The following is a 22,155-nucleotide window of genomic DNA, read 5'->3' as shown; positions in this document are numbered from 1 at the left end:
ACCCTCCGGTCGGGAGCGCGCCGGGACCCTGGGTGGGGGCCCCCGCTGCGTGCTCGCTCCGCTCACGCTCATTCATTGGTGTAGCACTACTTCCGCAGCTCGATGACGGTCTTGCCGATGCGGATCGGTGCGCCCAGCGAAATCGGTGTGGGGGTCGTCAGCCGGGTCCGGTCCAGGTAGGTGCCGTTGGTGGAGCCCAGGTCCTCGACGATCCACTGGCCGTCGCGGTCCGGGTAGATCCTGGCATGGCGGCTGGAGGCGTAGTCGTCGTCCAGCACGATCGTGCTGTCGTGCGCCCGGCCCAGGGTGATGGTCTGGCCCTGGAGGGCGACGGTGGTGCCGGTGAGGGTGCCCTCGGTCACGACCAGCTTGGTGGGGGTGTTGCGGCCGCGGCGGCCGCCGCCGGACTGCTGGCGCTGCTGCGGGGGCGCCTGGCGGGCGGCCTGCTGCGGCCGGCCGGCGTCCCGTCGTGCTCCGCGCTGGGTGACGCGGGTGCCGAACAGGTCACTCCGGATGACCTGCACGGCCACGATCACGAACAGCCACAGTACGGCCAGGAACCCCAGCCGCATGACCGTGAGGGTCAGCTCTGACATTGCCCCCGCTTCACCCTTCGGCTTGCCTATAGATAACGGTGGTGCTGCCCACGACGATCCGCGAGCCGTCGCGGAGCGTAGCGCGGGTGGTGTGCTGCCCGTCCACCACGATGCCGTTGGTGGATCCGAGATCCTGGATCGTCGAGGGCGTCCCGGTCCGGATCTCGCAGTGCCGGCGGGAGACGCCGGGGTCGTCGATCCGCACGTCGGCTTCGGTGCTGCGGCCCATCACGAGGGTGGGTCGGGAGATCTGGTGGCGGGTGCCGTTGATCTCGATCCAGTAGCGGGTGCGTCCGCCGGGCACGGGGGCCGCGGGGGGCCGGTGGCCGCCCATGGGCTGCGGGTAGCCGTAACCGCCGCCGGGCGGCGGCGGGGCGGCCGGCATGGGCGGGGCGGCCGCGGGGCCGGCCTGCGGGTAGCCGTAGCCGCCGGGGCGGCCGGCCGGCGGTGCGCCGCCGGGAGTGCCGGGGGCCTGACTGGCGGAGGAGGCGAGCGTGCGGCTGCGGACCCGGTACAGGCCGGTGTCGAGGTCGTCCGCCTTCTCCAGGTGCACCTTGATGGGGCCCATGAAGGTGTAGCGCTGCTGCTTGGCGTAGTCGCGCACCATGCCGGCGAGCTCGTCGCCGAGCTGGCCGGAGTATGGGCTGAGCCGCTCGAAGTCCGGGGTGCTCAGTTCGACGATGAAGTCGTTGGGCACGACGGTGCGGTCGCGGTTCCAGATGGTGGCGTTGTTGTCGCACTCCCGCTGGAGCGCTCCCGCGATCTCCACGGGCTGCACCTCGGACTTGAACACCTTGGCGAAGGTGCCGTTGACCAGACCTTCGAGACGCTGCTCGAACTTCTTCAGGACTCCCATGGGGCACCTCCTCCGTCGCTGCCGTCCTGTGTACTGCCCGGCACACCGTTTCGTGCGCCGTCCACCTGGTACTGCTTACTGATCGTATCCACGCGCCGGTCGATCGGCTGGTTCCCCCTGTCGGCCCGGTCGACAGGTGTCGACGCCTGACGAAGTTCCCTCCGGAGCCCTTCTTCGAACTCCTTCGGCCGTGCTCGTGCGCGTTGCTCCGCCATGGATCGTAGAGGGGGCCGGAGACCAGTGTCCCGCACCCGGCTGTGGACTTGGGTCGGCTCCCGGACAGACGGGGACCACCGGTACGAGGTTGATACGTGGGGCGGTCTCCGTCGTGACACCGGGCTCCGGGCCGGCCGGGGCGTTCCGGGGCCGCCGGGCCGGTGGGGGCGGGCCCCGGGAAAGGGATGTGAATCCATCCCGACCAGCGTGCTAATGTTCTCCGTGTCGGAAGGCGCCAGGCCCCCAGGGGAAAGGCCCGGAGGACACACCCAATGCGCGGGTGGCGGAATAGGCAGACGCGCTGGATTCAGGTTCCAGTGCCCGCAAGGGCGTGGGGGTTCAACTCCCCCCTCGCGCACACCGTCGAAACGGGCGGCATCCCTCGGATGCCGCCCGTTTCGCGTGTTCGGAGCGGGACGGCGGCCGGGTGCGTGTGAGGAACATCTCATGATCCTTTTCGTCGCCGGGCGGTCCGCCGGCGGCTCCCGGGAGCGTGTGCCGGGGGTCTCGGAGGCGGCGGTGGGCAAGCACATCGGCAGCGTCTTCACGAAGCCGGACCTGCCGCCGGCATACGGGACGCGCCGGCGCGTGCCGGCGGTCCTGGCCTGCCTGCGGGCGTGAGCGGGGGAACCGGCCGAACGGCCCGTCACCGTCCGGACGCCAGGTACGACCGGTACCAGGGCGCCGCCCGCGCGAACGCGCGGGCGAAGCCCTCACCCGGCGAGCAGTCCAGGCCCTGCCAGAAACCGTCGTCCGCGAACCAGTGGTCCACGGTGAGCATGCCCAGGTGATGGAGCGCGCGCGGGGAGCCGGCGGCCCGGGCGAGGGCGGTGGCCACGTCCACCGAGGCACCGCCGCCGGGCCGTTCCACCCGCTCGCACACGGCCGCGAGCAGCTCCGAGGCGGTGACCGGGTCCGGATGGGCCACGTAGTGCGCGCCGGGCCCGTGACGGGGGGACAGCGCCGCGGCGACGACCGCCCGGCCCAGGGTGTCGACGTCGATCACCGACTGGAGCGCCTCGCAGCCGGACACCGTCGCGGACAGCTCCCGGAGCAGGGCCACCAGCCCGGGGACCACCCAGCGGTCGCCCTCGCCGTGCACCAGGTGCGGGCGCAGCACCAGGCCGCCCGCGTCGAGGACGTGCCGCTCCGCCGCCGCGCGGGCGCGGCTGGCGGCGGAGACGGGCGCGATCGGCGCCCCGCCGGGCCGTACGCCCCGGAAGGGGCCGCGGCCGTGGACGGCGGCGGTGCTCACGTACACGATCCGGCGCACCCCGCTCCGTGCCGCCTCCTCCACGAGGGCCCTGGTGCCGAGGTCGTTGACCGCCGCGACGGACTGCGCGTCGCCGTCCACGCGGGAGGCGCAGTGGACGAGGACGTCGACGCCGGCGCAGCAGCCGTGCAGGGTGCGCGGGTCGGCGAGGTCACCGGGCACCGTCCCGGAGTCCGGCCCCCCTCCGGGCGCACGGCGGGACAGCGAGCGCACGCGGACGCCGGGGCGCGCGCGGGCCGCCGCGGCGACCCGGCTGCCGATGAAGCCCGTGGCGCCGGTGACCAGGAGGTCGACGGTCACGGCAGGGGCCGTACCGGAGCCGCGGGAGCGCGGGTGAGGGTGGCGGCGAAGACGGGCTGTCCGTCCTGGGTGCCCGACACCCGTACCGTCACCCCGTCCTCGCCCTTGTCGAGCACTTCGGCGTCGAGCCGGCAGGGGCTGTCCAGTTCCGCGTAGCGGCTGAAGGAGACGGCCAGTTCGGACGGCAGGAAGGGCAGCCGGCCCGAGGCCGCGGTCGCGGCCTGGCGGGCCGCCTCGAACAGGACCATGCCGGGGACGTGGTCGTTGGGCCGGGGGAAGAGGACCGGGTGCCCGGTGTGCGCGCGCAGCAGCCAGGACCCGGGCCGGTCCGCGGGGGCGAGGACGACGTCCTCCGCGCGGTGTCGGCCCACCAGCGGGGGCGGCACCGGCTCCGGAAGCGGTGTCCGGGCGCCGCGGGAGGCCGGCCGGCGTTCCCTCAGGCGGCGGTAGGCGGCCGGGGAGGTGCAGCCGGTGCTGCCGGTGCCGCGGGCGACGAGGAGGCCCGCACGGCGGAACTCCATCGTGGTGCGCATGCCGTTCAGGCCGCGGCCCCGGCGGCGGACCTCGGAGCAGGTGACGTCGACGGTGACCGGCTCGTCCGCGTCCGCGAGCAGCAGCCGGTCGGGGTCGGCGCAGACCTCCAGGTCCCGCATGACGAAGTGGGTGTCGGCGGGGGCGCCGAACTCCGCGTGGGCGAGGACCATCGAGGTCTGGCGCAACGTTTCGCCGACGACCATCGGATCCTGGTGGCGGTCGTCGACGGGGCCGAAGAACGCGTGGTCGGCGGGCCAGTGCGCGGTGACGCGGAAGCGGGTGTCCGAGAGGCGGACCCAGTCGACCGGGAAGACGTCCGCCGCGCGGGGGCGGTGGGCGAGTCCGGCGGTGACGCGGGTGCGGGCGCCGGGTCCGGCGACGGCGTTCGCGGACGCGCCCCGCCGTCCGGTCTGGTCCTCCACGAGTGCACTCCAGGGATCCGGCTGCGGTGTGCGGAACACCCGGGAACGGCCGTCGGACCTCCGGGGGTTCGCACTAAGATACGGACGAGTTGGTTTTTTTCCAAGGGTGATCCACACCGCCGGAGACGAGCCCGCGCGCCCCGCGCACGCACGACCGACCGCACGGCGGCCTCACGTCCGCTCCACATCGGTCACACGGTGACCGCACGGCGCGACCCACGAGATCCAGCCAGATCAGGAGGCGCCCGATGGCGCGACAGGAGCGCGCGATCCGCACCCGGCGGACCATTCTGGAGGCGGCCGCGGCCGTCTTCGACGAACGCGGCTACACCTCGGCGACCATCGGGGAGATCCTGGAGCGGGCCGGGGTCACCAAGGGGGCGCTGTACTTCCACTTCGGCTCCAAGGAGGAGCTGGCGCTCGGCGTGTTCGAGGAGCAGCTCGCGATCTCCCTGCCGCCCCAGTCCAGCAAGCTGCAGGAACTCGTCGACTCCGGCCTGGTGCTGGCACTGCGGCTGCGGACCGAGCCGCTGGTCCGGGCCAGCGTCGGACTGGCCCTTGACCAGGGGGCGTTGGGACTGGACCGCACTCCGGCCTTCGGCATGTGGATCGACCGGACCACCCGGACCCTGGCCGAGGCGAAGGCGGGGGGCGAGCTGTTGCCGCACGTCGACGCGACGGAGACGGCGGAACTGCTGGTCGCGAGCTTCTCCGGGGTGCAGCTCCTGTCACAGCTGCGCTGCCAGCGGCAGGACCTGGAGCACCGGGTCGTCGTGCTCTTCCACCACATGCTGCCGGGCGTGGCCGTTCCGGCCGTACTGGCCCGGCTGGACATCTCACCGGACCGCGCCGGGCGGTTGCTCGCCGAGGGGCGGTCGCTGCCGGCGGGGGGCGAGGTGGCGGAGGCCGGGTAGGGGCGGGGCCGGGAGGAACGCAGGACGGGCGGGCACGCAGGCCGGGCGGGGGCCGGGAAGGCCGGGAGGGGGCCCAGGACGGGCGGGGCACGGGGTTTTCCCCACCGGAAGAGTTGTCCACAGGACCTGACGTGTTTCGGCCACCGGCTGTACGGTCGTCACGATCGATGTCGACGCGTGTGCGCGGCACGTATGTGTACGGCACGTATGTGTACGGGGAGGCGGTCACCGTGACCGAAGCCGTTGCCGGGATGCCCGGAACCCATGAGCCCGCCGGTGCGGCCGGGGCCGGCGGTGCCGTCCCGGGGCGGCGGCTGCCGCGGGTGCCGGGATTCGCCGAGTGGCCCGCGGCGGACAATCCCAAGGCCGAGGGGAAGGCCCTGCGTGGGCGGGTCCCCCGCGCGGCACACGCCGCCTTCGTCCCGGACGCCTCCCGTCCCGACGCCGTGAGCGCCGTCGAGGAGTCCAGCCGCGGCCGGCTGCCCGAGCTGGCACCGCTCCGGGTGGGCAGGATGGCGGCGACGCCGTTCGCCTTCCTGCGCGGATCGGCGGGCCTCATGGCGTACGACCTGGCCCGCACGCCGGTGACCCGGATCGGCGCCCAGATATGCGGCGACGCCCACGCGGCCAACTTCGGCCTCTACGGCGACGCGCGCGGCGGCCTGGTCATCGACCTGAACGACTTCGACGAGACGGTGCACGGCCCCTGGGAGTGGGACCTCAAGCGGCTCGCCGTCTCCCTGGTGCTCGCCGGGCGCGAGACCGGCGCGGACGAGGACACCTGCCGTGCGGCGGCCCGTGACGCCGTGGGCGCCTACCGCCGCACGATGCGGCTGCTGTCCGGACTGCCGGCGCTGGACGCCTGGAACGCCATCGCGGACGAGGAGCTGGTCTCCCACACCGACGCCCACGACCTGCTGGGCACCCTGGAGCGGGTCTCCGAGAAGGCCCGCGCCAACACCAGCGGCCGGTTCGCGGCCAAGTCGACCGAGACGGCCGCGGACGGCGGACGCCGCTTCGTCGACGCGCCCCCGGTCCTGCGCCGCATACCGGACGGTGAGGCCGCCGCCGTGGCCGCCTCGCTGGAGCAGTACCTCGGCACGCTCCCACCGGACCGCCTCCCGCTGCTCGCCCGGCACGCGGTGCACGACGTGGCGTTCCGCGTCGTCGGCACCGGCAGCGTGGGCACCCGTTCGTACGTCGTGCTGCTCCTCGACCACCGGGGCGAACCCCTGGTCCTCCAGGTGAAGGAGGCCCGCCCCTCGGCGCTGGTGCCGCATCTGCCGACGGCCGGGTTCGACGTCCCCGAGGCCGGCCACGAGGGCCGGCGGGTGGTCCGGGGCCAGAAGCGGATGCAGGTGGTGAGCGACAGCCTGCTGGGGTGGACGACGGTCGACGGCCGCGCCTTCCAGGTGCGCCAGTTCCGCAACCGCAAGGGCAGCGTGGACCCGACCGCGCTGGCCGCCGACCAGGTCGACGACTACGCCCGGATGACCGGCGCCCTGCTGGCCCGCGCCCACTCCCACAGCGCCGACCCCCGCAGGATCGCCGGTTACTGCGGCAGGAACGACGGGTTGGACGAGGCGGTGGCGGCCTTCGCCGTCGCCTACGCCGACCGCACCGAGGCGGACCACGCGGACCTGGTGACCGCGGTGCGCTCCGGACGGATCGCGGCGGAGACGGGGGTGTGAGCGGGCATCCGGGGCGGACGCGCGGGCCCGGCCGCGGAGCGCGTCGCCGCGGCGCGTGACGCCCGGGCGGGTGGCCTACGCTGTTCGGGTGAGGACCTCGGAAGGTGAGCAGGGTGGTGGCGGCGTCGGCGCGGAGCGGACGCCCGGCGGTGGTCCGGCACGGCCCGAGGAGCGGCTGGAGCAGGCCGTGCGCGCGGCCGAACAGGCGCTGATCGAGTTCGAGATCGCCGTGGAGACCTTCCGCGTCGAGGTCGAGAACTTCTCCCGGCTGCACGAACAGAAGCTCGGCCCGATGTACGCCCGCCTCGAGGAACTGGACGCCCGGATCCTGGAGGCCAGGGCCGCCCGCAGTGACGACCCGGAGGACCGGCGCCGGGCCGACGAGGCGCGCGCCCGGCTGATGCCGATCCCCGGCGTCGAGGAGCTGCTGAACGGCTGGATGGACGGCGACGGCCTCTTCCCCGAGGCCACCGCCATGCTCACGGACCGGCCGGTGCGGCCCCCGCGGCGGGTGCGGCCCAGCGACGAGGCCCGCAAGCTCTACCGCGACCTCGCCCGCAAGGCCCACCCGGACCTGGCGCAGGAGGACGCGGAACGCGAGCGCCGCGAGGCGTTCATCACCCGCGTGAACGCCGCCTACGCCCGGGGCAGCGAGGACGAGCTGCGCGAACTCGCCGAGGAGTGGGCCGCGGGCCCGGAACCGAAGCGCCTCCCGAGCGCCGCCGAGGAGCTCTACGCCCGCCTCGAGTGGCTCGCCCGGCGCAAGGAACTGCTCACGCTGGTCGCCAGGCAGCTGGAGGACGGCGCCATCGGGTCGATGCTCCGTCTCGCCCCGGACGATCCCGACAGGCTCCTGGAGGAGATCGCCGAGCGGCTGCGGGCCCAGGTCGCCGAACGCGAGGCGGAGCTGGCGGAGCTGCTGGCCTGAGCCGGGGGCCGCCCGGTCGGGTAGCGTCGGGGGCATGAGTTTCGCAGCTGGTGTGCCCACGGTCCGGGTCGCGGACGTCAAGGACGGCGACTTCCTGCTGGACGTCCGCGAGGACGACGAGTGGAGGGCCGGCCATGCCGCAGGGGCGCTGCACATCCCCCTCAGCGAGTTCGTGGCCCGTTACGGCGAGCTGACCGAGGCCGCCCCGCAGGACGGCCGGGTGCACGTGATCTGCCGTTCCGGCGGACGGTCGGCCCAGGTCACCATGTATCTGGCCCAGCAGGGCGTCGACGCCGTGAACGTGGACGGCGGCATGCAGGTGTGGGAGGCCTCCGGGCGCCCGGTCGTCACGGACGAGGGGACGACCGGACACGTGCTGTAGCGGTCTCCCGGGGCGCCCGGTCCCCCGCCCCTACCGGTCGAAGTCCAGTTCCACCCGCTCCGTCACCGGGTGGGACTGGCAGGCCAGGACGTAGCCCGCCGCGGTCTCCTCCGACTCCAGCGCGTAGTTGCGGTCCATCCGCACCTCGCCCGAGACGAGGAAGGCGCGGCAGGTTCCGCACACCCCGCCCTTGCAGGCGTAGGGCGCGTCGGGCCGGTTGCGCAGCACCGTGTCCAGCAGGGACTCGCCCTCCTGGACGGCCCAGGTCCCGCCGCGTCCGTCGAGCCGGGCGGTGACCGCGCTGTGCGCGGGCGCCGGCGCCGTGGGGACGGCCGCCGGTCCGGCGTCCACGTGGAAGATCTCCTGATGGATCCGGGAGCGGGCGACACCCAGCCCGCGCAGCGCCCGCTCGGCCCCTTCGACCAGGCCGTACGGTCCGCACAGGAACCAGCCGTCCACCTGTTCCACGGGCAGCAGAGCCGGCAGCAGCCCGGTCAGCCGCTCCCGGTCGAGCCGCCCGGAGGGCAGCCCCGCCTGCTGTTCCTCACGGGAGAGCACCGTCACCAGCTGGAGCCGCTCGGGGTAGCGGTCCTTCAGGTCGGCGACCTCCTCCAGGAACATCGTCGAGGCGGTCGTCCGGTCGCTGCGGATCAGGCAGAACCGGGCGCGGGGCTCGCGCGCGAGGAGGGTCGAGACGATGGACAGCACCGGTGTGATGCCGCTGCCGCCGACGATCGCCGCGTACCGGCCGGGTGCGGGAGGGAGCGTGAAGCGGCCGGCGGGGGTCATCACCTCCAGCTCGTCGCCGGGGCCGATCTCCTTGAGCGCGTACGTGGAGAAGGCGCCGCCCTCGACCAGCCGCACGCCGACCCGCAACGTGCGCGGGGCCGCGCCGTCGGGTGCGGGGGAGCAGATGGAGTAGGTGCGCCGGATGTCCTCGCCGTCCGCGACGCGCCGCAGGGCCAGATGCTGGCCGGGGACGTACCGGTACTCCTCGGCCAGCCGCGGGGGGACGGCGAGGGTGAGGGCGACGGAGTCGTCGGTGAGCCGGTCGACCGCGGCCACCCGGAGCCGGTGGAAGCGGGCCATCACAACTCCTTGAAGTGGTCGAACGGTTCACGGCAGGCCAGGCAGCGGCGGAGTGCCTTGCACGCGGTGGACGAGAAACGGCTGAGCAGTTCGGTGTCGGCGGACCCGCAGTGCGGGCAGCGCACGGCGGCGGGGTCCGTCCCCCCGGGGGCGTCCTGGGCGCGGGTCGGCCCGAGCCGCACCGCGACGGGACCGGAGGCCGTCCGCACGCGTGGCGGGGCGATGCCGAACTCCCGCAGCTTGCGGCGCCCCTCGTCGGTGATGTCGTCGGTCGACCAGGCGGGCGCGAGCACCCTGCGCACGGTGACCTCGCGCACCCCGTGGTCGCGCAGCACCCGCTCGATGTCCAGGCTCATCGCCTCGACGGCAGGGCAGCCGGTGTACGTCGGGGTCAGCTCGACCTCGACACTGTCCGTCCCGCGCGCGTGCACCGCGCGCACGACGCCCAGCTCGCGCAGGGTCAGCACGGGCAGTTCGGGGTCGGGAACCGAACCGGCGAGCTCCAGCAGCTCCTCCTCCAGCGGGGTGCGGGTGGTCACCACGCCGCCCCCGGGTGGCTGCGGTGCAGGTGCTGCATCTCGGCGAGCATGCGGCCGAAGGACTCGGTGTGCAGGCCCTGACGGCCCGCGCCGGCCCTCCACGCTCCCGTGCGCGGGCCCTCGGGCACCGTGAGCGTGGCCCGGCGCAGCACCTCGCCGATCCGCTCCAGCCAGGCCGCCTCCAGGCCGGTCCGGTCGACCTCCAGGCCCTCGACGGGCTGGAACATCTCGCCGGTGTACCGCCACAACGCGTCCACGGCCCGCTGCATCCGCGTGTGGCTCTCGTCGGTGCCGTCGCCGAGCCGCAGCGTCCACTGCTCGGCGTGGTCGCGGTGGTAGGCGGTCTCCTTCACGGCCTTGGCGGCCAGCGGTGCGAACGGGCCGTCCCCGGAGGCCAGTTCCCCGTACAGGAGGTACTGGTGGGCGGAGAAGTACAGCTGGCGGACGATGGTGTGGGCGAAGTCGCCGTTGGGCTGTTCCACCAGCTGGAGGTTGCGGAAGGCGCGCTCCTCGCGCAGATAGGCCAGCTCGTCCTCGTCGCCCGCCATCGACAGCAGCACCCGGGCCTGGCCCAGCAGGTCCAGCGCGATGTTGGCGAGGGCGACCTCCTCCTCCAGCACGGGGGCGTTTCCCGCCCACTCGCCCAGACGGTGGGAGAGCACCAGCGCGTCGTCGCCGAGGGCGAGCGCGGCCGCCGCGTGGGCGGTCTCCTTGGCGGGTGTCGTCGTCACAGGTGCTGCACCCCCTCGGGGATCTCGTAGAACGTCGGGTGCCGGTAGGGCTTGTCGGCGGCCGGTTCGAAGAACGGGTCCTTCTCGTCCGGCGAGGAGGCGGTGATCGCGGACGACGGCACGACCCAGAGGGAGACGCCCTCGCCGCGCCGGGTGTACAGGTCGCGTGCGTTGCGCAGGGCGAGCTCCGCGTCCGGTGCGTGCAGGCTGCCGGCGTGGGTGTGGGAGAGTCCGCGGCGCGAGCGCACGAAGACCTCCCACAGGGGCCAGTCGGTGTGGGTCATGCTCGGGTGGCTCCTGTCTCGCCGTTGCCGTGTTTGGCCGCGTGGGCCGCCGCCGCCTCCCTGACCCAGGCGCCCTCCTCGTGGGCCCGCCTGCGCCGGGTCAGCCGTTGTTCGTTGCACGGGCCGTTGCCCTTGAGGACCTCCCGGAACTCCGACCAGTCGATGGCGCCGAAGTCGTGGTGCCCGCGCTCCTCGTTCCACCTGAGGTCCGGGTCGGGAAGGGTGAGGCCGAGGGACGCGGCCTGGGGGACGCAGATGTCGACGAAGCGCTGGCGCAGCTCGTCGTTGGAGTGACGTTTGATCTTCCAGGCCATCGACTGCGCGGAGTGCCGGGATTCGTCGTCGGGCGGGCCGAACATCATCAGCGACGGCCACCACCAGCGGTCCACCGAGTCCTGCGCCATCGCGTGCTGCTCCGGGGTCCCCTTGCTGAGGGCCAGCAGCAGCTCGTAGCCCTGGCGCTGGTGGAAGGACTCCTCCTTGCAGATGCGGACCATCGCGCGGGCGTACGGACCGTAGGAGCAGCGGCACAGGGGGACCTGGTTGGTGATCGCGGCGCCGTCCACCAGCCAGCCGATGGCCCCGACGTCGGCCCAGGTCAGGGTCGGGTAGTTGAAGATCGAGGAGTACTTCTGACGGCCGGAGTGCAGCTTGTCGAGCAGCTCCTCGCGGCTGACGCCGAGCGTCTCGGCGGCGCTGTAGAGGTACAGGCCGTGTCCGGCCTCGTCCTGCACCTTGGCCATCAGGATCGCCTTGCGGCGCAGCGAGGGCGCGCGGGTGATCCAGTTGGCCTCCGGCTGCATGCCGATGATCTCGGAGTGCGCGTGCTGGGCGATCTGCCGGACGAGCGTGGCCCGGTAGGCGTCCGGCATCCAGTCGCGCGGCTCGATCCGCTCGTCGGCGGCGACGGCCGCGTCGAAGGCGTGCTCGTGGCCGGCTGCGTCATCGGCCGGTGCGTCGTACGCCTGGCTGCCGGCCGTATCGCGGGCGGCTGCTGTCGCCATGAGGTCCCCCTCGACCTGGATGCTTCCCGGAGCACGCTCCCGACCGATCGTTCGGTTCGTGCGATTCCATGGTGGGACGAGGGCAGCGAGGTGTCAACCGCTGTGGATAACCTGCCGGGGCGCTCGTGGACGACGGTGACCGGGCCGCGCCGCGGCGGCGGCCGCGGAACGGCACACCGGCGGGACTGTGCCCGGACGGCCGGTGCTGAGTACCGTTCCGTGCGACGCGGCGGAGCGGTGCCAGGCCCTCGCGGCAGGGCGGAAGCGGTGACGGACCGGGATCGGCGGATCGGGGCGGGATGAACGGGTACGACAAGGGCTCGGAGCCCCGGCACGGGCCTGCCGGGCGGGGCGCGCCGGACCCGCCCCCCGCCCCGCCCGGTCCCGCCTCCCCCGAGGTCCCACCCGGGCCCCGGACCCCTCCGCCCGGTCCCGGTCGGCCCGCGGACGACCCGTCCGCCGAGCCCCGTACCGAAGTGGCCGACCTCTCCCCGGGCTACCGGATCGGCGCCGCGGCGGCGCTCGTGGCCGTCGCGGTCACGGTCTGCGTGCACCTCGGCATGACGTTCCTGCACGTCGCGCCGTCGAACACGGTCAGCAAGGAGCACGGCGGGACGGTGGAGGACTGGATCTACCCGGAGTTCGAGCAGAACTGGAAGCTGTTCGCGCCGAACCCGCTGCAGCAGAACATCGCCGTCCAGGTGCGCGCCGGGATCCGCACGGCGGACGGGGAGGCCCGGACCACCGGCTGGTACGACCTGTCCGCACAGGACGGCCGTGCCATCGACGGCAACCCCCTGCCCAGCCACACCCAGCAGAACGAGCTGCGCCGCGCCTGGGACTTCTTCGTCGCCACGCACGACGACGACAACCGGCCGGTGGGCCTGCGCGGGGCGCTGTCCGAGACGTACCTGCGCCGGATCACGGCGATGCGCCTCGCCCGGGCGGACGCGGCGGGCCCGGGCGGCTCCGTGGAGCGCGTCCAGGTCCGTTCGCGGACCACCGACGTGCCGCCCCCGGAGTGGAGCCGGGAGGAGATCTCCACCACGCCCGTGTACCGCACGCTGCCCTGGTGGTCGCTGTCCGGGGACGAGAAGCGGGGGGACATCGGGTGAACCGCTTCCCGCCGGCGCTGTCCCGGGGCGTCGCCCAGGTCACCGACTCCGCGCTCGGCCCCTACCAGACCGCGGTGATCCGCATCGGTTTCAGCCTGACCTGGCTGCTCTTCCTGCTGCGGGAGTTCCCCCACCGCCAGGAGCTGTACGGCCCCGACGGACCCTGGAGCCGGGACCTCGCCGAACAGCTGGTCGCGGCGAACGGCGCCTTCACGCCGCTGCTCTGGGCCGACGGCCGGGCCTGGTTCGAGACCGTCTACGCGCTGGCCGTGCTCTGCGCCTTCCTGCTGCTGCTCGGCTGGCGCACCCGCACCATGTCGGTGCTGTTCATGGTGGGCGTGCTGGGGCTGCAGAACCGCAGCGTCTTCATGGGGGACGGCGGGGACAACGTCCTGCACCTGATGTCGATCTACCTGGTCTTCACGCGCTGCGGCCGGGTCTGGTCCCTGGACGCGCGGCGCGCGGCCACCACGCGCGCGCGGGGCGCACGGCCGCGCGACCGGGTCGGCCCGGTCCTGTGGGGCGGTCTGGGCCTGCTGCTGCTCCTGGCCACGCTGACGGGCCGGATGGACGGCGACCGGTTCGTACCGGTGCTGCTGTGGACCGTGTGGGCCGCCCAGGCACTGTGGTGGCTGGTCGGGCGCCGCGCGAGGACCGCGCAGCCGCGGATCCTGCTGGACGTCGTCGCGAACGTCGTGCACAACGGCGCGCTGCTCGTGATCATGGCGGAGGCGTGCCTGATCTACGCCACGGCCGGCTGGTACAAGGTCCAGGGTTCCCGCTGGCAGGACGGCACCGCCGTCCACTACCCGCTGCACCTGGAGTACTTCTCCCCCTGGCCGGCCCTCGCGGAACTGCTGTCGGCCAGCGGCACGATGGTGATGCTGGTGACCTACGGGACGGTCGCCGTGCAGGTCGCCTTCCCGTTCACGCTGTTCAACCGGCGGGTCAAGAACGTCCTGCTGGCCTTCATGATCCTGGAGCACGCGGTCATCGCCGTCGTGCTCGGACTGCCCTTCTTCTCCCTGGCGATGATCGCGGCCGACGCGGTCTTCCTGCCGACGTCCTTCCTGCGCCGTCTCGGCGGCCTCGCGGCACGCGCGCGCGGACGGCCGCGCCCGCGCGGGGGAGCGGCGGCCCCCGTCCCGGGGCGGCGGACCCCGGACGGGCGTTCCGCCGGCGGGGCCCCGGCGGAGGCGTCCCCGGCGCCGGGCGGCCCACCGGGCCCCCACCCGTAGGCTGCACGCCATGAACGACCCCGCCCGCACCCCCGCACCCGAATCCCCGGCCGACGCCGTGTCCGCCTGGCGCCGGCTGGCCGGCGACGCCGTCCTGCTCGACGGATTCCACGCCCTCAAGCACGCGGTGCGCTTCGGGGCCGAGGTGCCGGTGGCGCTCACCGCGGACCGGACCGGCGCGCTCGCGCTCGCCGACGAGCTGGCCGCGGACGTGCGGGCGGCGCTGGCGGCGCTGCTCGTCGAGGTGCCCCGCGAGACGTACGCCGCGCTGGTGCCGCGCCCGCACCCCACCGCCGTCGCCGCCCTGGCCGTACGCCCCTCCCGCGCGGGCAACCTGGAGAAGCTGGCGCACACCCCGCGCACCGCCCCCGTGGTGGTCCTGGACAACCCGCGCAACCTCGGAAACGCCGGGGCGGTGATCCGGCTGGCCGCCGGTTTCGGGGCGACCGGGGTCGTCACCACCGGCACGCTCGACCCCTGGCACCCCACCGTCGTACGCGGCGGGGCGGGGCTGCACTTCGCCACCGCCGTGGAGCGGCTGACCGTGGAGGAGCTGCCGCCCGGGCCGTTCTTCGCGCTCGACCCGGAGGGGGAGGACATCCGCGCGCTGAAGCTGCCCGACGACGCGCTGCTCGCCCTCGGCTCCGAGCGCAGCGGGCTGTCGGCGGAGCTGCGCGCGCGGGCCGACCACCTGGTGGCGCTGCCGATGCGCCCCCAGGTCTCCAGCTACAACCTCGCCACCAGTGCGGCCATGACGCTGTACCACTGGAGCGCCACCGGGGGCGCACCCTCCTGAGGGCGGCTCACGCCTCCCGGCGCACCTCGACCACCCGGAACCGGTTGGCCACGAAGGCGCCGTCGCACAGGGCGGCGTTGGCCGCCGGGTTGCCGCCGGAGCCGTGGAAGTCGGAGAAGGCGGCCGTCTGGTTGACGTACACCCCGCCGGTGAGGTTCAGGGAGAGCTGGGCGGCCTCCTCCAGGCAGACCTCCCGCACGGCCTCCTCGACCCGGGGGGAGGTCGTGTACGCGCCGACCGTCATGGCGCCCTTCTCCCGGATGGTGCGCCGCAGCAGCTCCACCGCTCCGTCGGCCGAGTCGACGGCGACGGCGAAGGAGACCGGGCCGAAGCACTCGCTCAGGTAGACGGCCTCGTCGTCCGGCTTGGCGCCGTCGAGCTTCACGATCACCGGCGTGCGCACCACCGCGCCCGGGAACTCCGGGTGGGCGATCTCCCGGGAGGCGAGGGCGACCTCGCCGAGCCCGGCGGCGGCCTCCAGGCGGGCCTTGACGTCCGGGTTGACGATCGCGCCCAGCAGCGCGCTGGCGCGCGCGTCGTCGCCGAGCAGGCCGTCGACCGCCTTCGCCAGGTCGGCGATGACCTCGTCGAAGGACTTGGGGCCCTGGTCGGTGGTGATGCCGTCGCGCGGGATCAGCAGGTTCTGCGGGGTGGTGCACATCTGGCCGCTGTAGAGCGACAGGGAGAACGCCAGGTTGGACAGCATCCCCCGGTAGTCGTCGGTCGACTCCACGAGCACCGAGTTGACGCCGGCCTTCTCCGTGTACACCTGCGCCTGGCGCGCGTTGTGCTCCAGCCAGTCGCCGAACCCGGTGGAGCCGGTGTAGTCGATGATCCGGATCTCCGGGCGGGTGGCCAGCGACTTGGCGATGCCCTCGCCGGGCCGCTCGGCGGCCAGTGCCACCAGGTTCGGGTCGAAGCCGGCCTCGGTGAGCACCCGGCGGGCGACCTGGACGGTGAGCGCGAGCGGCAGCACCGCGCGCGGGTGCGGCTTGACCAGGACCGCGTTGCCGGTGGCGAGGGAGGCGAACAGGCCCGGGTAGCCGTTCCACGTCGGGAAGGTGTTGCAGCCGATGACCAGGGCGACGCCCCTGGGGACCGGGACGAACTCCTTGGTGAGCGCGAGCGGGTCGCGCTTGCCCTGCGGCTTGGTCCACTCCGCGGTGCCGGGCGTGCGGACCTGCTCCGCGTACGCGTAGGCCACCGCCTCCATGCCGCGGTCCTGCGCGTGCGGGCCGCCCGCCTGGAACGCCATCATGAACGCCTGGCCGGAGGTGTGCATGACGGCCTGGGCGAACTCCATCGTCCGGTCGCTGATCCGCCGGAGGATCTCCAGGCAGACCACCGCGCGGGTCTCCGCGCCCGCGTCCCGCCAGGCCCGCATCCCGGCCCTCATGGCCGGCAGCAGCGCGTCCGGGTCCGCGTGCGGGTAGCTCACGCCCAGCTCGACGCCGTACGGGGAGGTCTCGCCGTCCACCCAGCCGTCCGTGCCGGGCTGGCCGAGGTCCAGGCGGGTGCCGCGCAGGGCGTCGAAGGCGGCCTTGCCCGCCGCCATGTCCAGGCTGCCCTCCTCCCCGTAGGCCTTGGGGTGCTCGGGGTGCGGCGACCAGTACGCGCGCGTGCGGATCGCTTCCAGCGCCCGGTCCAGGGTGGGACGGTGCCGGGCGATCAGCTCGTGCGCCGTGAGTGCGGCGGCCATGCGGGACCAACTCCTCGTCTCAGGAACTCTTCGTCGAGCTCTTGGACCTGTGCGGAAACGTAGTCAGGAACGGGCGGTCAGAGTTAGAGTAACCGAACGATCGGTCGGGACAAGGGGGTCCGCCGCATCCGTGGACAACCCCGTGCGGGAGGATCGCGCACATGACAGCACTCGACCCCAGCAGTCCCGTGGCCGTGGTCGGCACCGGCACCATGGGCCAGGGAATCGCCCAGGTCGCGCTGGTCGCGGGCCATCCCGTGCGCCTGTACGACGCCGTCGACGGCCGGGCCCGCCAGGCGGCCGACGCGATCGGGGCCCGGCTGGACCGGCTGGTGGAGAAGGAGCGCCTGACCGCCGACGAGCGGGACGCGGCGCGTGCCCGCCTGCGGCCCGTCGGGGAACTCACCGGGCTCGCCGACTGCTCCCTGGTCGTCGAGGCCGTCCTGGAGCGCCTGGACGTCAAGCAGGAGCTGTTCCGGGCGCTGGAGGACGTCGTCTCCGACGACTGCCTGCTCGCCACCAACACCTCCTCCCTGTCGGTCACCGCGATCGGCGGCGCCCTGCGGGTGCCCGGCCGCTTCGTGGGCCTGCACTTCTTCAACCCCGCGCCGCTGCTGCCGCTGGTCGAGGTCGTCTCCGGGTCCGCCACCGACGTCGCGTACGCCACGCGCGCGTACGAGACGGCCCGCGCCTGGGGCAAGACGCCCGTCGCCTGCGCCGACACCCCCGGCTTCATCGTCAACCGCGTCGCCCGGCCCTTCTACGCCGAGGCCTTCGCGGTCCACGAGTCCCGGGGCGCCGACCCGGCCACCATCGACGCGGTCCTGCGCGAGTCCGGCGGCTTCCGGATGGGCGCCTTCGAACTGACCGACCTCATCGGCCAGGACGTCAACGAGTCCGTCACCCACTCGGTGTGGCGGTCCTTCTTCCAGGACGTCCGCTTCACCCCCTCGCTCGCCCAGCGCCGCCTGGTCGAGTCGGGCCGCCTGGGCCGCAAGAGCGGCCGCGGCTGGTACGACCACCGGGAGGGCGCCGAGCGCCCCGAGCCGCACACCGCGGAGCCCGCCGAGCCGCCCGCGTACGTGGTCGCCGAGGGCGGTCTGGGGCCCGCCGCGGAGCTGCTCGCCCTGATCCGCGAGGCGGGCATCGAGGTGCGCGAGGAGGACGAGGACGACGGCACCCGGCTGGTGCTGCCCGGCGGCGGCCGGCTGGTGCTCGCCGACGGCCGGACCTCCGTGGAGTTCCGCGACGTCGTCCACTTCGACCTCGCCCTCGACTACCGCGGGGCCACGCGGATCGCCCTGTCGCACGCCCCGAACACCTCCCCGGAGACCGTCGCCGGGGCCACCGGGCTGTTCCAGGCGCTCGGCAAGAAGGTCAGCGTCATCGGGGACGTCCCCGGGATGATCGTCGCGCGGACGGTGGCCCGGATCATCGACCTCGCGGTCGACGCCGTGGCCAAGGGCGTCGCCACCGAGGAGGACGTCGACACCGCGATGCGGCTGGGGGTCAACTACCCGCTGGGGCCGCTGGAGTGGAGCCGCCGGCTCGGCGCCGGCTGGGCCTTCTCCCTGCTGGACAACCTGCACCGGTGCGACCGGTCCGGCCGCTATGCTCCCTCCCTCGCCCTGTACCGCCACGCCTACGCCTCGGACCAGCGGGAAGGCACCTCATGACCACCGCCAGGCGCGACACGTACACCCCGGAGACGCTGCTGTCCGTCGCCGTCCAGGTGTTCAACGAGCGCGGTTACGACGGCACCTCCATGGAGCACCTCTCCAAGGCCGCCGGCATCTCCAAGTCCTCGATCTACCACCACGTGGCGGGCAAGGAGGAACTGCTGCGCCGCGCGGTGAGCCGGGCCCTGGACGGGCTCTTCGCCATCCTCGACGAGGAGCACGCGCGCGTGGGACGCGCCGCCGAGCGGCTGGAGTACGTCGTCCGGCGCATGGTCGAGGTGCTGATCGCCGAGCTGCCGTACGTGACGCTGCTGCTGCGGGTGCGCGGCAACACCGACACCGAGCGGTGGGCGCTGGAGCGGCGGCGCGAGTTCGACCACCGGGTGGCGGAGCTGCTGAAGGCGGCGGCGGCCGACGGGGACGTGCGCGAGGACATAGAGGTGCGCCTGGTGACCCGGCTGGTCTTCGGGATGATCAACTCGATCGTGGAGTGGTACCGGCCGGACGGGCGCGGCATGGGCGAGCGCGAGGTGGCCGACGCGGTGGCCCAGCTGGCCTTCGGGGGACTGCGCAAGGCGTCCTGAGGCCGGCCCCGGCCTCTTCGGCCGGGGCCGCTCAGCCCTGCGGCTCCAGGTCCTCCTCCTCGAACACCAGCAGGGTGCGCGTGCTCAGCACCTCGGGGATCGCCTGGAGCCGGGTGAGCACCAGCTCGCGCAGCGCCCGGTTGTCGGGCGTGTGCACCAGCAGCAGGACGTCGAAGTCCCCGCCCACCAGAGCGATGTGCGAGGCGCCGGGGAGCCGCCTGAGCTGCTCGCGGACCGTGCGCCAGGTGTTCTGGACGATCTTCAGGGTGATGTACGCGGACGTCCCGTGACCGGCCCGCTCGTGGTTGACGCGGGCCCCGAAACCGCGGATGACGCCGTCCTCCACGAGTCGGTTGATCCGCGCGTAGGCGTTCGCGCGGGAGACGTGCACCCGCTCGGCGACCGAGCGTACGGACGCGCGGCCGTCCGCCTGGAGCATCCGCAGGATGTCCTGGTCGATGGCGTCCAGGGGCCGCGCGGGAACGAGCGGTCCGCCCCCCTCCCGGCCCTCGGCCATTTGTTCAGCTGCCACCCGCCCCCACCTCTCCGCCGTGGACGTCCTGCATCCATCTCAGGTTGTGGAGAACCGTTTGTCCACAGCCTGGTGCCACCCGTAGCCAAAATGTGCCGACGACCGAACAATCGGTTGGTGAGGCGCGTCACAGACGCCGCGCCTCCGACATCCCACGAGGAGGCGCCGTCATGACGGTCATGGAGCAGCGGGGGGCCTACCGGCCGACCCCGCCGCCCGCCTGGCAGCCCCGTACCGACCCCGCGCCCCTGCTGCCCGACACGGAGCCGTACCGCGTGCTCGGCACCGAGGCGGCCGCCGGGGCCGACCCGGAGCTGCTGCGCCGGCTGTACGCGGAGCTGGTGAAGGGCCGCCGCTACAACGCGCAGGCCACCGCCCTCACCAAGCAGGGCCGTCTCGCGGTCTATCCCTCCAGCACCGGCCAGGAGGCCTGTGAGGTCGCCGCCGCCCTCGTCCTCGAGGAGCGCGACTGGCTCTTCCCGAGCTACCGCGACACGCTCGCCGTCGTCGCGCGCGGAGTGGATCCCGTCGAGGCACTCACCCTGCTGCGCGGCGACTGGCACACCGGCTACGACCCCCACGAGCACCGGGTGGCCCCGCTGAGCACCCCGCTCGCCACCCAGCTGCCGCACGCCGTCGGCCTCGCGCACGCCGCCCGCCTCAAGGGCGACGACGTGGTCGCGCTCGCCATGGTCGGCGACGGCGGCACCAGCGAGGGCGACTTCCACGAGGCGCTGAACTTCGCCGCCGTCTGGCAGGCCCCGGTGGTCTTCCTCGTCCAGAACAACGGCTTCGCGATCTCCGTACCGCTCGCCAAGCAGACCGCGGCCCCGTCACTGGCCCACAAGGCCGTCGGCTACGGCATGCCCGGCCGCCTGGTCGACGGCAACGACGCCGCCGCCGTGCACGAGGTCCTCGCCGACGCCGTGCGCCGTGCCCGCGCGGGCGGCGGCCCGACCCTGGTCGAGGCGATCACGTACCGCGTGGAGGCGCACACCAACGCCGACGACGCGACCCGCTACCGGGGGGACGCCGAGGTCGAGGCCTGGAAGGACCACGACCCGATCGCCCTCCTGGAGCGGGAGCTCACCGGGCGCGGCCTGCTCGACGAGGACGGGGTCGAGACCGCCCGGCAGGACGCCGAGGCCATGGCCGCCTCCCTGCGCGCCCGCATGAACCAGGACCCGGCGCTCGACCCCGTGGACCTCTTCGCCCACGTCTACGCCGAGCCCACTCCCCAGCTCGTCGAACAGCGCGAACAGCTGCGGGCCGAGCTGGCGGCCGAGGCCGAGCCGGAGGGGGAGCAGCGATGACCACCGTCGCCGTCAGGCCGGCCACCATGGCGCAGGCCCTCACCCGCGCGATGCGCGACGCCATGGCCGCCGACCCGTCCGTGCACGTCATGGGCGAGGACGTCGGCACCCTCGGCGGCGTCTTCCGCATCACCGACGGACTCGCGAAGGAGTTCGGCGAGGACCGCTGCACGGACACGCCGCTGGCCGAGGCGGGCATCCTCGGCACGGCCGTCGGCATGGCCATGTACGGGCTGCGCCCGGTGGTGGAGATGCAGTTCGACGCGTTCGCCTACCCGGCGTTCGAGCAGCTCGTCTCGCACGTCGCGAAGATGCGCAACCGCACGCGCGGCACGATGCCCCTGCCCCTGACCATCCGCGTCCCCTACGGCGGAGGCATCGGCGGGGTCGAGCACCACAGCGACTCCTCCGAGGCGTACTACATGGCGACTCCGGGGCTCCACGTCGTCACGCCCGCCACCGTCGCCGACGCCTACGGGCTGCTGCGCGCCGCCATCGCCTCCGACGACCCGGTCGTCTTCCTGGAGCCCAAGCGGCTCTACTGGTCGAAGGACTCCTGGAACCCGGACGAGCCGACGGCCGTCGAACCGATGGGCCGTGCGGCGGTGCGGCGCTCCGGGCGGAGCGCCACGCTCATCACCTACGGGCCCTCCGTGCCCGTCTGCCTGGAGGCGGCCGAGGCGGCCCGGGCCGAGGGCTGGGACCTCGAAGTCGTCGACCTGCGCTCCCTGGTGCCGTTCGACGACGAGACGGTGTGCGCCTCGGTGCGGCGGACGGGACGCGCGGTCGTCGTCCACGAATCGAGCGGCTTCGGCGGTCCGGGCGGGGAGATCGCGGCCCGGGTCACGGAACGCTGCTTCCACCACCTGGAGGCGCCGGTGCTGCGGGTGGCCGGGTTCGACCTGCCGTACCCGCCGCCGATGCTGGAGCGCCACCACCTGCCCGGCGTGGACCGGATCCTGGACGCCGTGGGGCGCCTGCAGTGGGAGGCCGAGAGCTGATGGCACAGGTGCTGGAGTTCAGGCTGCCCGACCTCGGAGAGGGGCTCACCGAGGCGGAGATCGTGCGCTGGCTGGTCGAGGTCGGTGACGTCGTCGCCGTGGACCAGCCGGTCGTCGAGGTCGAGACGGCCAAGGCGATGGTGGACGTGCCCTGCCCCTACGGCGGCGTCGTCACGGCCCGCTTCGGCGCGGAGGGCACGGAACTGCCCGTCGGCGCCCCGCTGCTGACGGTGGCGGTGGACGAGCCGGCCGAGGACCGGCCGGCCCGGGACGCGGGCCCCGCGGACTCCGTGGACTCCGGGGACGCGCGCGGCCGGGCCCCGGTCGCCGAGGGCTCCGGCAACGTCCTGGTCGGCTACGGCACGTCGGAGGCGCCGGCCCGGCGCCGCCGCGTCCGTCCGCCGCGGCCGGCCCCCGTGACGCCGGCGGCCCCCGCCGT

Annotated in this window: 24 protein-coding genes and 1 tRNA gene; 14 read left to right on the top strand and 11 right to left on the bottom strand. The window is 73.9% G+C overall.

Annotated features, from left to right (window positions below):
- Positions 1–86: 86 nt before the first annotated feature.
- Entirely contained in the window at positions 87–596 is a 510-nt protein-coding gene (locus ABTY20_RS24905) for an FHA domain-containing protein FhaB/FipA (RefSeq protein ID WP_351999267.1), read from the bottom strand.
- A 10-nt stretch (positions 597–606) separates the two neighbouring features.
- Positions 607–1,452, bottom strand: coding sequence for an FHA domain-containing protein (locus tag ABTY20_RS24900; RefSeq protein ID WP_351999266.1), 846 nt, complete (start codon positions 1,450–1,452; stop codon positions 607–609).
- A gap of 490 nt (positions 1,453–1,942) precedes the next feature.
- Here ABTY20_RS24900 and ABTY20_RS24895 point away from each other — a divergent pair.
- Both ABTY20_RS24895 and ABTY20_RS24890 read left to right on the top strand, forming a co-directional pair.
- Positions 1,943–2,026: transfer RNA gene (locus ABTY20_RS24895), tRNA-Leu, on the top strand.
- Positions 2,027–2,115: 89 nt separating this feature from the next.
- Positions 2,116–2,289 (top strand): hypothetical protein, encoded by a 174-nt coding sequence (locus ABTY20_RS24890; protein WP_502991878.1) that lies wholly within the window; start codon positions 2,116–2,118, stop codon positions 2,287–2,289.
- A 25-nt stretch (positions 2,290–2,314) separates the two neighbouring features.
- On the opposite strand, the gene ABTY20_RS24885 is transcribed toward ABTY20_RS24890, so the two are convergent.
- Both ABTY20_RS24885 and ABTY20_RS24880 read right to left on the bottom strand, forming a co-directional pair.
- Entirely contained in the window at positions 2,315–3,241 is a 927-nt protein-coding gene (locus ABTY20_RS24885; protein WP_351999265.1) for an NAD-dependent epimerase/dehydratase family protein, read from the bottom strand.
- Positions 3,238–4,197, bottom strand: a complete 960-nt coding sequence (locus ABTY20_RS24880) for a ScbA/BarX family gamma-butyrolactone biosynthesis protein (protein WP_351999264.1) — start codon at positions 4,195–4,197, stop codon at positions 3,238–3,240. Before ABTY20_RS24880 ends, ABTY20_RS24885 begins: the two co-directional genes overlap by 4 nt.
- 248 nt (positions 4,198–4,445) lie before the next feature.
- Between ABTY20_RS24880 and ABTY20_RS24875 the strand changes: the two genes are divergently transcribed.
- From ABTY20_RS24875 to ABTY20_RS24860, 4 genes are all read left to right on the top strand, one after another.
- Positions 4,446–5,111, top strand: a complete 666-nt coding sequence (locus tag ABTY20_RS24875) for a ScbR family autoregulator-binding transcription factor (RefSeq protein ID WP_351999263.1) — start codon at positions 4,446–4,448, stop codon at positions 5,109–5,111.
- A gap of 251 nt (positions 5,112–5,362) precedes the next feature.
- On the top strand, positions 5,363–6,802 hold the full coding sequence (locus ABTY20_RS24870; RefSeq protein WP_351999282.1) for a DUF2252 domain-containing protein: 1,440 nt from the start codon (positions 5,363–5,365) through the stop codon (positions 6,800–6,802).
- Positions 6,803–6,890: 88 nt separating this feature from the next.
- Positions 6,891–7,730, top strand: a complete 840-nt coding sequence (locus tag ABTY20_RS24865) for a J domain-containing protein (protein ID WP_351999262.1) — start codon at positions 6,891–6,893, stop codon at positions 7,728–7,730.
- Positions 7,731–7,782: 52 nt separating this feature from the next.
- A complete protein-coding gene (locus ABTY20_RS24860) occupies positions 7,783–8,112 on the top strand; it encodes a rhodanese-like domain-containing protein (protein WP_351999281.1) in 330 nt (109 codons plus the stop codon).
- Positions 8,113–8,142: 30 nt separating this feature from the next.
- Here ABTY20_RS24860 and paaE read toward each other — a convergent pair whose 3' ends face one another.
- The 5 genes from paaE to paaA are packed head-to-tail and all read right to left on the bottom strand — an operon-like array spanning position 8,143 to position 11,759.
- Entirely contained in the window at positions 8,143–9,201 is a 1,059-nt protein-coding gene (gene paaE, locus ABTY20_RS24855) for a 1,2-phenylacetyl-CoA epoxidase subunit PaaE (protein ID WP_351999261.1), read from the bottom strand.
- Positions 9,201–9,740: a 1,2-phenylacetyl-CoA epoxidase subunit PaaD gene (gene paaD / locus ABTY20_RS24850; RefSeq protein WP_351999260.1), complete on the bottom strand. Its 540-nt coding sequence runs from the start codon at positions 9,738–9,740 to the stop codon at positions 9,201–9,203. Before paaD ends, paaE begins: the two co-directional genes overlap by 1 nt.
- Positions 9,737–10,471, bottom strand: a complete 735-nt coding sequence (gene paaC, locus ABTY20_RS24845) for a 1,2-phenylacetyl-CoA epoxidase subunit PaaC (protein WP_351999259.1) — start codon at positions 10,469–10,471, stop codon at positions 9,737–9,739. Before paaC ends, paaD begins: the two co-directional genes overlap by 4 nt.
- Entirely contained in the window at positions 10,468–10,755 is a 288-nt protein-coding gene (paaB, locus tag ABTY20_RS24840; RefSeq protein WP_103543825.1) for a 1,2-phenylacetyl-CoA epoxidase subunit PaaB, read from the bottom strand. The genes paaC and paaB overlap by 4 nt, the downstream gene beginning before the upstream one ends.
- Positions 10,752–11,759 carry a 1,2-phenylacetyl-CoA epoxidase subunit PaaA gene (gene paaA / locus ABTY20_RS24835; RefSeq protein ID WP_351999258.1) on the bottom strand — a complete coding sequence of 336 codons (1,008 nt, stop codon included), beginning with the start codon at positions 11,757–11,759 and terminating at the stop codon, positions 10,752–10,754. Before paaA ends, paaB begins: the two co-directional genes overlap by 4 nt.
- A 299-nt stretch (positions 11,760–12,058) precedes the next feature.
- Here paaA and ABTY20_RS24830 point away from each other — a divergent pair, with 299 nt between their 5' ends.
- Genes ABTY20_RS24830 through ABTY20_RS24820 form a run of 3 tightly spaced genes read left to right on the top strand, consistent with a single transcriptional unit; the run spans position 12,059 to position 14,908 of the window.
- Positions 12,059–12,874 carry a DUF5819 family protein gene (locus ABTY20_RS24830; protein WP_351999257.1) on the top strand — a complete coding sequence of 272 codons (816 nt, stop codon included), beginning with the start codon at positions 12,059–12,061 and terminating at the stop codon, positions 12,872–12,874.
- The gene (locus tag ABTY20_RS24825) at positions 12,871–14,112 is read left to right on the top strand and encodes an HTTM domain-containing protein (protein WP_351999256.1); all 1,242 of its coding nucleotides are present in this window, start codon (positions 12,871–12,873) and stop codon (positions 14,110–14,112) included. Before ABTY20_RS24830 ends, ABTY20_RS24825 begins: the two co-directional genes overlap by 4 nt.
- A gap of 10 nt (positions 14,113–14,122) precedes the next feature.
- Positions 14,123–14,908: a TrmH family RNA methyltransferase gene (locus tag ABTY20_RS24820; protein ID WP_351999255.1), complete on the top strand. Its 786-nt coding sequence runs from the start codon at positions 14,123–14,125 to the stop codon at positions 14,906–14,908.
- Between the two features lie 7 nt (positions 14,909–14,915).
- Here ABTY20_RS24820 and paaN read toward each other — a convergent pair whose 3' ends face one another.
- Positions 14,916–16,607 carry a phenylacetic acid degradation protein PaaN gene (gene paaN, locus ABTY20_RS24815; RefSeq protein ID WP_351999254.1) on the bottom strand — a complete coding sequence of 564 codons (1,692 nt, stop codon included), beginning with the start codon at positions 16,605–16,607 and terminating at the stop codon, positions 14,916–14,918.
- 161 nt (positions 16,608–16,768) lie between these two features.
- Between paaN and ABTY20_RS24810 the strand changes: the two genes are divergently transcribed.
- Positions 16,769–18,283 (top strand): 3-hydroxyacyl-CoA dehydrogenase, encoded by a 1,515-nt coding sequence (locus ABTY20_RS24810; RefSeq protein ID WP_351999253.1) that lies wholly within the window; start codon positions 16,769–16,771, stop codon positions 18,281–18,283.
- Positions 18,280–18,870: a TetR/AcrR family transcriptional regulator gene (locus tag ABTY20_RS24805; protein WP_351999252.1), complete on the top strand. Its 591-nt coding sequence runs from the start codon at positions 18,280–18,282 to the stop codon at positions 18,868–18,870. Before ABTY20_RS24810 ends, ABTY20_RS24805 begins: the two co-directional genes overlap by 4 nt.
- 31 nt (positions 18,871–18,901) lie before the next feature.
- On the opposite strand, the gene ABTY20_RS24800 is transcribed toward ABTY20_RS24805, so the two are convergent.
- The gene (locus ABTY20_RS24800; protein ID WP_351999280.1) at positions 18,902–19,387 is read right to left on the bottom strand and encodes an Lrp/AsnC family transcriptional regulator; all 486 of its coding nucleotides are present in this window, start codon (positions 19,385–19,387) and stop codon (positions 18,902–18,904) included.
- 185 nt (positions 19,388–19,572) lie between these two features.
- On the opposite strand from ABTY20_RS24800, the gene pdhA reads away from it, so the two are divergent.
- The 3 genes from pdhA to ABTY20_RS24785 form a co-directional block, all read left to right on the top strand.
- Entirely contained in the window at positions 19,573–20,715 is a 1,143-nt protein-coding gene (gene pdhA / locus ABTY20_RS24795; RefSeq protein ID WP_351999251.1) for a pyruvate dehydrogenase (acetyl-transferring) E1 component subunit alpha, read from the top strand.
- Positions 20,712–21,716 (top strand): alpha-ketoacid dehydrogenase subunit beta, encoded by a 1,005-nt coding sequence (locus tag ABTY20_RS24790; protein WP_351999250.1) that lies wholly within the window; start codon positions 20,712–20,714, stop codon positions 21,714–21,716. Before pdhA ends, ABTY20_RS24790 begins: the two co-directional genes overlap by 4 nt.
- Positions 21,716–22,155 (top strand): biotin/lipoyl-containing protein (locus ABTY20_RS24785; protein ID WP_351999249.1); only part of this gene is annotated, 440 nt, incomplete at its 3' end. The genes ABTY20_RS24790 and ABTY20_RS24785, both read left to right, overlap by 1 nt.

Source organism: Streptomyces sp. NPDC126497, from assembly GCF_040302425.1.
GTDB lineage: Bacteria > Actinomycetota > Actinomycetes > Streptomycetales > Streptomycetaceae > Streptomyces.
Note: the sequence above shows the minus strand (reverse complement) of the source record. Positions and strands in the feature narration are given on the sequence as shown.

Excerpts from the sequence above, each read along its gene's own strand:
- ABTY20_RS24900 (WP_351999266.1), bottom strand. The coding sequence starts at position 1,452 with ATGGGAGTCCTGAAGAAGTTCGAGCAGCGTCTCGAAGGTCTGGTCAAC.
- ABTY20_RS24800 (WP_351999280.1), bottom strand. The coding sequence starts at position 19,387 with ATGGCCGAGGGCCGGGAGGGGGGCGGACCGCTCGTTCCCGCGCGGCCC.
- ABTY20_RS24790 (WP_351999250.1), top strand. The coding sequence starts at position 20,712 with ATGACCACCGTCGCCGTCAGGCCGGCCACCATGGCGCAGGCCCTCACC.
- ABTY20_RS24890 (WP_502991878.1), top strand. The coding sequence starts at position 2,116 with ATGATCCTTTTCGTCGCCGGGCGGTCCGCCGGCGGCTCCCGGGAGCGT.
- paaE (WP_351999261.1), bottom strand. The coding sequence starts at position 9,201 with ATGGCCCGCTTCCACCGGCTCCGGGTGGCCGCGGTCGACCGGCTCACC.
- ABTY20_RS24820 (WP_351999255.1), top strand. The coding sequence starts at position 14,123 with ATGAACGACCCCGCCCGCACCCCCGCACCCGAATCCCCGGCCGACGCC.
- ABTY20_RS24830 (WP_351999257.1), top strand. The coding sequence starts at position 12,059 with ATGAACGGGTACGACAAGGGCTCGGAGCCCCGGCACGGGCCTGCCGGG.
- pdhA (WP_351999251.1), top strand. The coding sequence starts at position 19,573 with ATGACGGTCATGGAGCAGCGGGGGGCCTACCGGCCGACCCCGCCGCCC.
- paaN (WP_351999254.1), bottom strand. The coding sequence starts at position 16,607 with ATGGCCGCCGCACTCACGGCGCACGAGCTGATCGCCCGGCACCGTCCC.
- ABTY20_RS24870 (WP_351999282.1), top strand. The coding sequence starts at position 5,363 with ATGCCCGGAACCCATGAGCCCGCCGGTGCGGCCGGGGCCGGCGGTGCC.
- ABTY20_RS24875 (WP_351999263.1), top strand. The coding sequence starts at position 4,446 with ATGGCGCGACAGGAGCGCGCGATCCGCACCCGGCGGACCATTCTGGAG.
- paaA (WP_351999258.1), bottom strand. The coding sequence starts at position 11,759 with ATGGCGACAGCAGCCGCCCGCGATACGGCCGGCAGCCAGGCGTACGAC.
- ABTY20_RS24805 (WP_351999252.1), top strand. The coding sequence starts at position 18,280 with ATGACCACCGCCAGGCGCGACACGTACACCCCGGAGACGCTGCTGTCC.
- paaB (WP_103543825.1), bottom strand. The coding sequence starts at position 10,755 with ATGACCCACACCGACTGGCCCCTGTGGGAGGTCTTCGTGCGCTCGCGC.
- ABTY20_RS24905 (WP_351999267.1), bottom strand. The coding sequence starts at position 596 with ATGTCAGAGCTGACCCTCACGGTCATGCGGCTGGGGTTCCTGGCCGTA.
- ABTY20_RS24810 (WP_351999253.1), top strand. The coding sequence starts at position 16,769 with ATGACAGCACTCGACCCCAGCAGTCCCGTGGCCGTGGTCGGCACCGGC.